The organism is Parendozoicomonas callyspongiae (assembly GCF_023502345.1).
Classification (GTDB): domain Bacteria; phylum Pseudomonadota; class Gammaproteobacteria; order Pseudomonadales; family Endozoicomonadaceae; genus Sansalvadorimonas; species Sansalvadorimonas callyspongiae.
Map to the genome: position 1 here is coordinate 13,829 of NZ_JAMFLX010000006.1, position 13,068 is coordinate 26,896.

Sequence of the window (13,068 nt, forward strand, 5' to 3'; positions counted from 1 at the left end):
TGCGGATGGGGTATTTGTCTGGTGAATGCGACTATAGGTTTTATTGATGTACGCTGATGGAACTTTTGATGAAAATAGCGAACAGGGACTCAAATGCCGCCCGATTACAGGCCAGTGACGACAGTGTTAGTCTGAATCGGCTGAACTTGAATCTTTTACCAAGTTTAAAAGCTCTGCTTGATACGCGAAATGTATCAGAAGCGGCAAAGTTATTATGTGTCACGCAGCCCACCATGAGCCGTAACCTGGCCCAACTTCGTGAGAATTTGTGTGATCCAATACTGGTCAGGCGCGGAAATCACACGCAGCTGTCAGAGATGGCCAGAACGATTCACCCTCAGGTTAATCGGTTGGTTGTTGAAGCGTCTACGATTTTCGAAAACGCGAACTTCGACCCTCAAACGACGAGCAGACACTTTTGTATAGCCGGTAATTATTCAGCTGTTGAGCAGGTGTTTCCAAAGCTGCTCTGTGATCTTCATAAAGAGGTGCCAAATTTCACGTTTGAAGTGGAGTTGTTATGTGAGTCTGCGATTGAGCGGTTGCATGGTGGTGAAATTGATTTGGCTGTTGGTTATTCGGGGATGCCTCCGGCAGGGCTGAGAAGTCATGAAGTTCTGCATTATCATCTTTCATGTCTTATGAGTCGTGAGCATCCATTAGCAAACCGCTCGTTTATGGTGGAGGAGTTAACGGAATACCCTCATTTGATCCATACGTCGGGTTGTTCCCTGGCTCCCAATATTCAGGCTTATTATCGGCGGCTAGGTATCAAGCCTGCACTATCAAGCCCCAGTTTTTCGGCTGCCCAGGAAATTCTCGCCAATAGTGATTTTCTTTGTTTCCATACCTGTGTCAGGGGAGGGTATGACCACAGGCTCGTCGCACGACAAGTGCCTGATGTTGCTCCCGAGGTTGATTGCCGGTTGGTGTGGCCAGAATATTGGAATGCCAACCGGTCACATCGCTGGTTGAGGGACCGGGTTTTCCGGGAAATTAACCAGTTGCTGGCAGCAATGGATAATGTTGTCCCGGCCTCCGCTAACTCTTGGGTGGCGCAGGAGTTTTATGACTGATAAGTAACCGGACATGCGTAATCATATATTCTGACTCAATCTCCAGACCGGTTGTCATGGTTGCGGGGCGGTTTGTTGATTGCTCAGGGTGGGCTTTTTACCCGCCGGGCCATTACCCTGAACAAGGATGATACTTCAGCTAACCCTCCGTTGAACCTTCAGGTCATTAGTTTTTCTAATGTGCATTGACCCGAAGGCTGGACTGTTATGGATAGATCATCCCCATTGTTATCACCCCCCCCACCGCTAAAAATACCGCTTCCAGCCGAAGAAACTTCGACAGGTACGCCTATTGTTCTGGCTGATCCAAAGCCGCAGATTAGTGCTACACCAATGCTGTGCAGTCCACCTCAACCTTTGGATCAGAAAAATATAGATTCAATGAAAGTTACGGATGCGAAATCATTGCCCGCAAAGCGGCCCGATACTGGATCATCTTGGGGGCAGTTGTTGCATAACATAGATCAACTCCGTGCAGGTGAGATCGATGACAAGGCGTTTGTTGATCGTCTTCGCCTCATCCGCAAGGGCTTGTCATATCTTGATGATCTAATTAAAGATTTTCTGCTCACGGAGAGTCAAAGTGTAAAGGTCAGTTATTTCGAACACCTGCAAGGTTTTTATAGCCGCATCCTGCCCAGGTTGTTTATGGAGAATATCGGGTGTGGGGAGTCTTTGATGTCTACCGCGCCGTTAGCCAAAGATGCCCCTGTTAATTTTATCTGGGTCGGCAGTCTGATCCCGGATCATTACCTGGATGTTCCGGTGAAAATGGCTCAGACCAACCCTGACCGTGAGGTGATTCTCTGGTACTACTCCCTTTATTTGAGCGACTCAGAACAGCAAAAAATGGCAAGCCTGAACTGCAGGTTGAACAGCAATCTGGAAAAAGCAATTCCTCATCGCATCAAGGTGCTGGATATCAATCATCTGGATCAACCGCTATCGATTGAAGGAGACGAGATAAATTTAAAGCAATTGCTCGATCAGGTGCTTTTATCTGGAGAGGAAAGAAAAAAATCAGTATTGGTAGCGGCCGATTTGATACGCTTTTACTTGATGGCAGCGGGTTCTGAGGTTATTGATGAAATATGTAAAAATCAAAATCTTGATATCAAAAACCGAACATCCACTGGCATGATTTATATGGATCTGGATATTCCAGGCAACTGCATGTTCCAGCGTATGGAGTGTTATTCCGGTGATGTCTATGACATGGTGTTATGGGAAGACTCAAAGGAGAATCCTTGTGAGCTTTCCAGCTATATTGTTCGGACTGATTCTGAAAGGGTCAGGGAAAAACTGCATATGAGCAGTGCTCCCATTTCTGACTGGTTGACACAGAAGCTACCCGCAGGGCTGGCAGCATTACGCATTGACAGCACGGTTGATATCAACCTGCTTGCAGTGAACCAAAAACAAAACCCTGTCTTTCTGCGTTCACTGAAACAATCGAAAGAGTTGATTGATGACCATTCATGCTACAAGTGCCTTGTAAAAATATGGATTTTCTCTCCTGTGGGACACTGTTTTTTTGACAGCATAACTGATGCATTTGAGCCTTTGATTACTTTTCCAGAGGCAGGTAGACGTTCAACGGTCATGGATACAGTGGCAGCATTTCAATTGTTGAGTTTAAAAAATGAAACCACTGTGACGCGTGGATTTCATAGCAAAGTCAATGTGAATCTTTCAAGCCACTGGGCTGATCAGGATTAAGGAATGCAAACCAGGCATTCGCTGCTACCAGATGGCTGCGCTCTTCCCGATGCCGGTAGTCAGGTCGCTGCCCTGAACAAGAATGATATTTCAGCTAACACTTTATTGAACTTCCCGGTTATCAGTTTTTCAAATCTGCATATGACTTGAAGGTCGGACTGTTATGAATATCTCAACGCGTGCGCAACCAATATCGCCTCCATCATTGCCCCCTGCTTTACAAAAACCATTTTCAGGCGAAAAGAACCTGGAAAGTACATCCGCTGTTGTGGCCGGGACAACGCCACTGGTCAGTGTTACTCCAGTATCGTGCTGTCAGCTTCAGTCTGTGAGTCAGAAAAATATAGATTCAGTGCAAGTCACGAGTGCAGAAGCATTGTCCGCAAAGCGATCAAGCCCTGCAGCATTGAAAGAAGAGTTGTTGCAAAATATAAAAAAATTTCGAAGAGGTGAAATAGGTAACAAGGCGTTTCTTGACTGTCTTTGCTTTATCAGAAAGTATTCTGTTCAGTGTATTGATAATGAGATCAAGTATTTTCTGCTTGATGAAAGCTGGAGGAATAAGCTTAGCTATTTTGAACACCTGCAAAATTTTTACTGCCGAATCCTGCCCAGTCTGTTTTTGGATAATATTGGCTGCGGGGAATCTGTGATTTCTACCGCGCCGATGGCTAAGGATGCCCCTGCCAATTTTATCTGGGTTGGTAGTCTGATCCCGGATCATTACTTAAACGTTCCGGTAGAAATGGCCCAGGCCAATCCTGATCGTGAAGTGATTCTCTGGTACTACTCCCCTTATTTAAGCGACTCAGAACAACAAAAAATGGCAAGCCTGAACTGCAGGTTGAACAGTCGTCTGGGAAAAGCAATTCCTCATCGCATCAAGGTGCTGGATATCAATCATCTGGATCAACCGCTATCGATTGAAGGAGACGAGATAAATTTAAAGCAATTGCTCGATCAGGTGCTTTTATCTGGGGAGGAAAGGAAAAAATCAGTTCTTGTGGCTGCCGACTTGCTTCGCTTTTACTTGATGGCAGCAGGTTCTGAGGTCATTGATGAAATATGTAAAAATCAAAGTCTTGCTATCAAAAGCCGAACATCCACTGGCATGATTTATATGGATCTGGATATTCCGGGCAACTGCACATTCCAGCGTATGGAGCATTATTCTGGAAATAGCGATGATATGCATTTTGTGGCGGTTCCAAAAACCTCCCCCCGTGAGTATTCCAGTTTTATTGTTCGGCGGTGTCCTGCAAAGGTTAAGGAAACACTGTGCATGAGATACGCGCCTATATCTGACTGGCTGACACAGAAATTACCTGCCGGGCTGGCAACATTACGCGTTGAAAGCACGATTGATATTGGCCTGCTTGCAGTGAACCAAAAACTGAATCCTGTCTTTTTGCGTTCGCTGATAAAATCAAAAGAATTGCTTGATAATCAAACAGCCTATAGGACTTTGGTAGAGGCATGGTTATTTTCTCCTATTGGGAACTCGTTTTTTGACAGCATAACCGATGCGTTCGCACCTTTGATTACTTTTCCACAAGCAAGCACGCGATCATCGGTCATGGATACAGTGGCGGCGTTTCAGTTGTTGAGTTTTAATCAGGAAACCACTGTGGCACGTTCGCAGCATAGTGTGGTTAATGTCGATCTTTCAAGCCGTTGGGCAGATCAGGATTAAGGGGGGCAGGCAAAGCCGTTGCTGCTGCGAGATGGCTGCCTTATGATCCAAGGCTGGTCGGGAGGTTCTCGACCAGCTTTGGAAGAGCTGGTTATGATCAGTGGTACATTCGAATATTGGGAGCATCCATTGAAGCAATGCGTTTGTTGAGCTCACTGAGCAGCTTCTGGACTTGCTCTTTTTCGGCGTTCAGTACGTCGCTTGTGCGTTTTGCTCGTAATTCCCTGTGATGCTGAATAGCTTCCATAATGCGTTTTTCCTTGCCGCTGATGATTCGGGTGACTTCATTCAGGGTTGGTTTGCTATCAGCTTCCGCAGGTGCCTCATTATCGTCTTCTGTTGAGGTGACTGCTGTGGCTTGTGTTTCCAGAGTGGCTGGTTCTTCCTGCTTGGGAGAGGCAGAAAGTGTTTGAAGGCTTTCTGTAGCAGCAGAGTCGCCAGCCAGCACGCCGTCTACGGCTGCGGTAATGGCAGCCAGCTGGGCATTGATTGTGTCATCAATGGTCAGTTCCAGTTTGACGTTGCTGCTGGTGCGGGATGCTCGGCGCGGAGTTGCTGATCTGGTTGTGGCTGCCCTTTTTTCATCTTCCTCTTTTGCAGCCGCTGCCAGTATGGCTTTTGCCGCTGCAACGGCATCAATTTTTTGAGCAGAAGGTGGGGTGGGTTTACTCGCTGGTGCGGGTTTCTGAACCGGAGCTGGTTCCGCTTTGATGATGCGGCCTTTTCCTGTGTCGTCTTCTGAAGGCTGCTTTGGTGTCAAGCCTTTGGAGTTTTCAGCCTTGTTTGTTTCATCGGCTTCATCATCAGATGCATCTGTGGCGTAATCATCGAGAAAAGCCAGTAGCTCTTTTTCGGCGTCAGACTTTTTGCGACGAACAGGCTTTTTCTTTTTGATAACCACAGTACTTGTTTTGTGGCCACGCAGGCTGATGCCGCCGAGCATGTCAAGTGCATCATTCTCAAGTTCCGCCAGCTCTTCCCTGGTTTCTGCCATGTCATAGATTTCACGTTGAAACGCTTGCACGCCGTGCCTGCGGATATCGCGGTACAGGGGGTAGTCAAGGTTCTGCTCGGCGGCAGCAACCATTTTTTCCCATTGTACGTCCAGGTCGTTGCGCGTAGAGCCAACGTAAATCTGATCGGTAACAGTGTTAGTGACGGTAAAGATAATCAAAAGGTGGCAACCCGTGTCTGACAGTTCTGAGTAACGCGAGGCGCGACATTATAGCGACCCTGCCGACAGTTGGTAGTCAGGTTCTGGTCAGTATTTCACGAATTGCCGATCGTGACAGAATGATGTAGCGCTGTCGTATGATGTTGGAGGCTGCTTCGGGATGTACTGTTTTTTTGATGAACTTCAGGATCGAACAATAGTTATATAGAACAAAACAGTCGTGAGAGAGAAATGCAGTTTAGGTTCTGTTGGCATAAGTTTATGCATTCAGCGCCAGCGAGGCTTTTCAGATCTAGACGCAGTCGTGAAGGAATACTGGTTGTCTTTCGAACGGCTGCAACGACGAGCTGGAAAGCCTCGCTGACGCCCTTCGGGTGGCCCAGAAAGCCGCCATACCCAAAGGGCACAATAGCTCGCTTCGTCAGGCTTGCTTGATGTAAAACCACTACACCTTCACAAGCCTTTCTTGCGATTAGCGGCTTTCTGAGCCACTGAATTGCATAAACTTATGCCAACAGAACCTAATCAAAACTGCATTTCTTTTGAGAGGTATCAAGCGGTACGGCTGACGGAAAGCTTTGCCAGTTCGATAAGTGCCTGTCGATAGTCAGAATCAGGAAGAGTGCTTGCTGCTGCAACAGCTTTTTCGGCTTCTTCTCTGGCGCGGCTTGCAGTGTAATCCAGTGCGCCGGAAGCGCGAACTGCATTCATAACATCATCAAGCTGCTCAAGACCGCCATTGCGAATGGCTTTACGAACCAGCTCGGTCTGTTCATGAGTGCCGGAGGCAATGGTTTGAATCAGGGGGAGTGTGGGTTTTCCTTCGGCCAGGTCGTCGCCAACATTTTTGCCCATGGTTTCACTATCGCCAGTGTAATCCAGCAGATCATCAACCAGCTGGAAAGCAAGTCCCAGATGATTGCCATAATCCTGCAGGGCCTTGATCTGTTCTTCTGGTGCATCTGCAAGCAGGGCTGCTGTATGGGTTGAGGCTTCAAACAGCATGGCGGTTTTGCAGCGAATCACGTCCATATACTGCGCTTCGCTGATATCCGGTTCGTGGATATTCATCAGCTGCATGACTTCGCCTTCAGCAATCACATTGGTTGCGTTGGCCAGTGTGGTCATAACATCCATTACACCAATGCGCACCATCATCTGGAAGGCGCGGGAGTAAAGGAAGTCTCCCACCAGAACGCTCGGTGCGTTGCCCCAGCGATCGTTGGCTGTTGCCCGGCCACGACGAAGTTCTGATTCATCGACCACATCGTCATGAAGCAGTGTGGCTGTGTGAAGAAATTCAATGATTGTCGCCAGAGGGATCTGGCGATCGCCTTTGTAACCGCAGGCACCGGCACTCAAAAGTACAAGCAGTGGCCGCAGACGTTTGCCGCCGGCATCAATAATGTAATGGCCGATCTGTTCCACCAGGGCGACGTCCGAGTGTAACTGTTCCATGATGCAGGCGTTGACGGCCTGGAATTCGTCATGAACCGTGGCGTAGATACGGCGGATTGCGTCGTTCTGGGTCATCAAGGGCGGGTACTTATAGTGAAATGGAAAACTGCTCAGATCGTATGAGGTGGATACGGGGGTGTCAAGGGATTGCCCGATCTATATTGTTGGTAGCTAAGGTGTTTTTGGTGGTAACAGAAATTTTTTATAGGGATGTGCCGTTTTTCACTAAACAACAGACAAATCAACTTGTTTCAGTGGACTTGATTCTCTAAAATAAGCCCCCCGTTCTGGAAGTCCCGATAGCTGCCATTTTGTTATGGCCGGATAGTCTGGGTTTTGGATGCGACCTCTGGAGGATTTCTTTTGGTGGAAGCGAACGAAGCTGATTTGATGCCGGACCATGAGGCGTTATCTATGTGGAGTACAGTCGGTTAACAGAAAATTCCGCCATCCGGGCGGATGCCTTTGACAAAAAGGCTGAGGATTTTCGGAGAATTCCATGTACGCAGTTATCAAAACTGGTGGCAAGCAGTACCGTGTCGCTGAAGGCGATACACTGAAGGTTGAAAAACTGGACGTTGCCACTGGCGAAACCATCGAGCTGGACCAGGTAATGCTGGTTGCTAACGGTGAAGACGTTAAGATCGGTGCCCCCGTTGTTGAAGGTGCCAAGGTCAATGCTGAAATCGTAGCTCACGGTCGTGGCAAGAAGGTGACTATCGTTAAGTTCCGTCGCCGGAAGCATCACCGTAAGCAGATGGGCCACCGTCAGTGGTTCACTGAGCTCAAGATTACTGGCATCAGCGCTTAATCGCATTCAGAGGGTATTGACTCATGGCACACAAAAAAGCAGGCGGTAGTACTCGTAACGGCCGCGACTCGGAAAGTAAACGTCTTGGCGTGAAGCGTTTCGGCGGTCAGGTTGTACTGGCTGGCAACATTCTGGTTCGTCAACGTGGTACCAAGTTCCACGCTGGTGAGAACGTTGGCATGGGCAAGGATCACACCCTGTTCGCCAAGGCTGACGGCAAGGTTGTATTTGAAACCAAGGGTCCTAAAAACCGCAAGTACATTCGTGTAGAAGCGGCTTAACAGGCCTTGGATCTCACGAGCTGGCTTTTCGGGCTGGTTCTGCGAGAGAAAAAAAGCTCCGCTTGCGGAGCTTTTTTTTTATGCATGGCCGTTTATACCAGTTAGCAGCCAGTTACCGGTCAGTCGTTACCATCCCGGTGGTAATCATTCGCATCAATAGTGCATCCAGGGATAATAAGGAATTTCTACCATTGCGTCCGCCAAGATGAGGCGAATCTCCTCCCTGCATAAACCCTTCATCGGTCAGGTAATTCGGGTGGTCATAGGGAGGGATATGACGGTTAGCCCGCCAGTTAGGGTAGACACTGGCGGGGATGTAGCCATTTCGGGTGTCTTCGACATAGCTTGAAGGGAAGGCCATCCAGTAGTTCATCTCTCTGGCGACCTGTCCGACCAGATCAAATTCATTCATGATTCTGAGCCACTGACTGCGGGGCAGGGAGAAGCTCTCGGTAAAGAGGTCGGCCAGCAGTTCCGTTATAATCATTTTGGTCCAGGTAACCCGTTCTGGATTGTTATGGTCCAGTATTTCCTTGAAGCTGCGGCCAAACAGAAGGATGGTACCCCAGGCGGTCTTGGCCAGTGCTTCAATACGGACATCATTCAGTTCTGTGAGGGTGTGCGGTCGCCCGTATTTGATGTAGGGGTGCTCAGTCGGTAACCTTTTTTCACGCAGAAGCATTGTGTCTCCGGCATCGCGCATACCCACTGGGGCAGGGCCGATGTTGGGGTAGTTGGTTGAGGTGTCGGCCCATCGATCAACGGTTCCGACGCTGTGGTGAGCGCGCAATGTCGGAGCGAAGAGATAGGCTCTTCTGGCTGCACTTGCGTCGTGGTAGGCGGACAGGGCATCCGGGCCCATAACATTATTTTTCCAGAGCCTGCCATAATCCCGGGCAAATAATCTCAGCCCTTCGACAATGCTCTCTTCAGTCTCTCCGTCATAGACATAACGCTCATATTCCAGGGGGGGCGGAATTCTTGTCAGTAAAGCGTCTGTTGATTTGAAGGCGTTCAGTATCACCTGGCGTATGGTTTCGTCCAATTCAGCAATACTGTGGGTACCGTAGCGTATTCCGAATAATATCTTCAACCATTGATTTTCTATCTTGCCGCGAGTCCAGCCCTGTTCCACCATAAGATGTTCTATAGCGCCGTTATGCTTAAGGAGCTGGTCAAAATACCGGTTTATCTCGTCTTCGGGAAAGCCACTTTTGTGGAGGAAGTCTGGTAGATTGGGTATGGCGAATACTCCCAGTACCTCCGGAATTTTGCTCTCTATCTGACCAAGGTTATTCAGGGCCCTCAGGGTGGTAGCTTGTTGGGTGAGTGATGATCGGGTTTCGCTTAGTTTTCTCAATTTCAGGTAATAACGCCCTTCCCAGGTCGGGTGGTCGGCGATAAGGGTTCGTCCCAGTACTTTGGGTTTATTCTGCCCATGGAACAATGGCAGGTAATGTTCGGGAAGTGTTGTATTTTTTTCCTGCTCCTGCTCCTGCTCCTGCTCCTCTGTTCCGGGAATTAGCTCTGTAACCGGAGTGGGTAGAGGAGCAATCTCGGCTATAACCTGAATCGGGGTATTCCACGGCAGAATCTGGAAAAAGCTTGTTTGCAGCGGATGAAAAGTTTGCCCGTAAAGCTCCTCCCGGATATCCCGGTATTGATCCAGGGTTAGCCAGTCCCTGAGTACGGATCGACTGAACTCGCTCGGTGCAAAACGCAGGAAGGGCCGTAGAGTGTGGATTTTCAGTCTTGAGGTGTGATCCAGATAGGTTCTAATAGGTTTGGGGTGTGTGCGGCTGAACCAATCTGCAGGGCGTTGGCTCAGGCAGTCGAATGAGGAAAGAGGAATATCCTGATCCTGAAGGTTGTGGGTTTCAAGCAGAGAGGCCCTGTCGCAAGGGGTTGTTGCTGCCAGAACATCCTGTTTGAGTCTGTCCAGTAGCGCAGGGTGTTCCTGTTCGGGATCCATTCGAGCCAGCCAGTCCATAAATGATCGGTAATCCTCCAGTCTCTGGATGCCATTATGTTCTTTTACCTTGTTGAAGATAATTTTGTAGAGTTGGAACCGGTTGTCAGTGCTGAATTTGCCTGCCCCGCTCATGGATGAAATAAGAGGCTCTAACAGATCCGGAGTGTGGATCGCCAGACCAACAGCTTTTGAAAACCAGTTTGGAGTGTTTTTCAGTGGATAAGGCGCTGTCAGCAAAAAATCGGGCATGTCAACAAGGTCGTTGCCTTCTTCTATGGAAATGCTCTCTGCATTTTCATTCTTCGAGGATGGCATTTGTTGTTTATGGTTTTTTGGGCGGTCTTGGTTCAGCAGGGAATCACAAAAGACGCACAACTCTTCCCAGTTGATCATTCGGTCAATGTTTTTATAGATTTCTGAACGTGCTAATTCCGTGTGTGTGGCAAAAAGATATGGCGCTCTGTTGGGGGCGATGGTGTTCAGATTGAATTGGGCAAGGCTGCGGTAGATTCTCATTGCCAGTTCTGGATAAATCCCTTCAGGTGAACTGGGTGTGTCAATTAAAAACTGCAGAAAAGGAGCGCTTTCGGAAAAGGTTTGAAAAAATTTGCCTCTCTTCTCCAGAGGGATGATTTGGCAGTCCAGTGCTGGATGTGTCGGGTAATTACCATTGTTTTTCGGCATTTGTCGTTCAATAAAAACGTTCAAATTCGAAGATGCCCACTGATCGTTATGGATATAGATCAGCTGCTCATCTGTTTGCGGCCGCTGCCGGTTAGTGATGGAGCATATCTCTGGTGAAGGGAGCTGGTCGTTAGTCGATGGTGTTGGCTTAAGTCGGAGAAGTACATGGCCATCTGTCCAGATGATGATGCTGGTGTTGGTCAGCTTGTAAGTTTTTAATATCTGTATCAAAAGCGGGATGAACTGGTACGGATCATTATGGATCATGGAGGCATACAGGGCCTGTGCAGCATACTCAACAAAATCGTGTTCAGGGTTTCCGGAACCGGTCTTTCTATTTTGTATTTTTGTGAAGAACCAATGGCTGCTCGGGCGGTATAGCTGCGCGGCTATACAGCTTATTTCCGATATGTCCGCTGTGGTGAAATCCTGATTTGAGGGATAGTTAAACTGCCGCTGCAGGTTCTCCGCATAGAGCCGTTGCTCATGGTTTTCCGGTTCGTCGCAGGTATAGGAGGATGGATACAGTTCGCGGTCGACTAACTGCTGTGTTATGACATGTGGTGAAGTTATCAGTTCCCGGGCCAGCAGCTCCAGCAGGGCGTAGCCAGTATTGGCTGCTGGTTGAGCACCTGCCGCTGTGTCGGCAGAAAATAACAGCAGTGGTAGAGCTGCCAGAAAAAATGAACGGAATAGTGTGGTAGCGTATTTCATATCTGGTTTATCCTTGTCCTGATAAATTGTGTGTCCTACAGGTTTTAGGTTTTTTGTACAGGGGAAAGTTCCTGTCGCTTTGCCGGGTGGTACAGGAAAGCTGACAACGGTGTTCGGATGACTGACTTGTTTCCCGGGTGTTTGTTCCATAAAATGCCGCTCACTCAAAGCCCTCTTGTTGCAGGGCTTTTTTGTTTTGTGCCGGAATCAGCCATAAGATAACGGGTGCCCGCAGAGTCAGTACCGGTAGCAGTTTTGCCGGTACGGAGGTTGAGAATGAAATTTGTTGATGAAGCCCATATCTATGTCGAAGCCGGCAAGGGCGGTAATGGTTGTGTAAGCTTCCGTCGGGAGAAATATATTCCCAAAGGTGGCCCGGACGGCGGTAATGGTGGTGTAGGTGGCAGCATCTACATGGTGGCGGATAATGACCTGAACACCCTGGTTGATTACCGCTATACCCGCCGTTACAAGGCCAAAAATGGTGAGCAGGGCCGGGGTGGCAACTGCAGCGGTGCCAAGGGTGAAGATACGATTCTTCGTGTTCCTGTGGGTACCACAATTGTGGATGAAGACACACAGGAAGTGATTGGTGACCTGACCGAAGTGGGCCAGAAAATTCTGGTAGCCAAAGGCGGTCATAACGGTATTGGTAATACCTGTTTCAAATCCAGTACCAACCGTGCTCCCCGTGAATGCACCCCGGGTAAGCCTGGTGAAATGCGGAACTTGACGCTGGAGCTGAAGGTTATCGCTGATGTGGGTCTGCTGGGTATGCCGAATGCTGGTAAGTCCACCTTTATTCGTGCTGTTTCCCACGCCAAGCCAAAGGTGGCGGATTATCCATTTACCACCCTGGTTCCTAATCTGGGCGTGGTCAGTGTGCAGAAGCACCGCAGCTTTGTAGTGGCTGATATTCCCGGATTGATTGAAGGCGCTGCGGAAGGTGCCGGTCTTGGCATCCGCTTCCTGAAACACCTGGCCCGCTGCCGTATCCTGCTGCATGTGGTTGATGTGATGCCGGTTGACGAAACTGATCCGGTTGAGTCTGCCAAGGCCATTATCAGTGAGCTGGAAGAGTTTAGTTCTGCACTTTATGAGCGCGAGCGCTGGTTGGTTTTGAATAAGCTGGATATGGTGCCGGAAGAAGAACGGGATGCACTTTGTGAGCGTATTGTTTCCGAGCTGGGCTGGGAAGATCCTGTTTACCGTATTTCGGCTCTGAGTTCTGATGGCACTCAGCAGCTGTGTCAAAACATTATGACCTTTATCGAAGAGCGTAATCTTCAGGAAAATACGGATGACGATTTCGCTGCAGCAGAAGCTGAGCAGCGTGAGCGTATGGAAGAAGAGGCACGTGTTCGTATTCAGGAGCTGGCCGAGCAGCGTCGTGCCAAGCGTCAGGCTGAAAAGCTGGCAGCTCTGGAAGAGGAAGATGAAGATGATGACGATCACGAGGTAGAGATCTTCTACGCCCCTTGATCGG

At 48.8% G+C, this 13,068-nt stretch carries 10 protein-coding genes; 7 read left to right on the forward strand and 3 right to left on the reverse strand.

Annotation, left to right across the window (positions count from 1 at the left end):
* The first annotated feature begins 68 nt into the window (after positions 1 to 68).
* From M3P05_RS05855 to M3P05_RS05870, 4 genes are all read left to right on the forward strand, one after another.
* Positions 69 to 1,076, forward strand: coding sequence for a LysR family transcriptional regulator (locus M3P05_RS05855; protein WP_249698488.1), 1,008 nt, complete (start codon positions 69 to 71; stop codon positions 1,074 to 1,076).
* A gap of 207 nt (positions 1,077 to 1,283) precedes the next feature.
* Positions 1,284 to 2,795: a hypothetical protein gene (locus M3P05_RS05860; RefSeq protein WP_249698489.1), complete on the forward strand. Its 1,512-nt coding sequence runs from the start codon at positions 1,284 to 1,286 to the stop codon at positions 2,793 to 2,795.
* Positions 2,796 to 2,798: 3 nt separating this feature from the next.
* Entirely contained in the window at positions 2,799 to 2,945 is a 147-nt protein-coding gene (locus M3P05_RS05865; protein WP_249698490.1) for a hypothetical protein, read from the forward strand.
* Positions 2,946 to 2,958: 13 nt separating this feature from the next.
* The gene (locus M3P05_RS05870) at positions 2,959 to 4,488 is read left to right on the forward strand and encodes a hypothetical protein (RefSeq protein WP_249698491.1); all 1,530 of its coding nucleotides are present in this window, start codon (positions 2,959 to 2,961) and stop codon (positions 4,486 to 4,488) included.
* Between the two features lie 97 nt (positions 4,489 to 4,585).
* Here the strand turns inward: M3P05_RS05870 and M3P05_RS05875 are convergent, their stop codons facing one another.
* Complete coding sequence (locus M3P05_RS05875; protein WP_249698492.1) at positions 4,586 to 5,662, reverse strand: GIY-YIG nuclease family protein; 1,077 nt, start codon at positions 5,660 to 5,662, stop codon at positions 4,586 to 4,588.
* Between the two features lie 552 nt (positions 5,663 to 6,214).
* Positions 6,215 to 7,195 (reverse strand): octaprenyl diphosphate synthase, encoded by a 981-nt coding sequence (gene ispB, locus M3P05_RS05880; RefSeq protein WP_249698493.1) that lies wholly within the window; start codon positions 7,193 to 7,195, stop codon positions 6,215 to 6,217.
* A gap of 424 nt (positions 7,196 to 7,619) precedes the next feature.
* On the opposite strand from ispB, the gene rplU reads away from it, so the two are divergent.
* Positions 7,620 to 7,931: a 50S ribosomal protein L21 gene (rplU, locus tag M3P05_RS05885; protein ID WP_249698494.1), complete on the forward strand. Its 312-nt coding sequence runs from the start codon at positions 7,620 to 7,622 to the stop codon at positions 7,929 to 7,931.
* Positions 7,932 to 7,954: 23 nt separating this feature from the next.
* Positions 7,955 to 8,212 carry a 50S ribosomal protein L27 gene (rpmA, locus tag M3P05_RS05890; protein WP_249698496.1) on the forward strand — a complete coding sequence of 86 codons (258 nt, stop codon included), beginning with the start codon at positions 7,955 to 7,957 and terminating at the stop codon, positions 8,210 to 8,212.
* A 112-nt stretch (positions 8,213 to 8,324) separates the two neighbouring features.
* Here the strand turns inward: rpmA and M3P05_RS05895 are convergent, their stop codons facing one another.
* Positions 8,325 to 11,732, reverse strand: a complete 3,408-nt coding sequence (locus M3P05_RS05895; RefSeq protein ID WP_249698497.1) for a hypothetical protein — start codon at positions 11,730 to 11,732, stop codon at positions 8,325 to 8,327.
* Positions 11,733 to 11,858: 126 nt separating this feature from the next.
* On the opposite strand from M3P05_RS05895, the gene cgtA reads away from it, so the two are divergent.
* Positions 11,859 to 13,064, forward strand: a complete 1,206-nt coding sequence (gene cgtA, locus M3P05_RS05900; protein ID WP_249698499.1) for an Obg family GTPase CgtA — start codon at positions 11,859 to 11,861, stop codon at positions 13,062 to 13,064.
* The last annotated feature ends 4 nt before the right edge of the window (positions 13,065 to 13,068 follow it).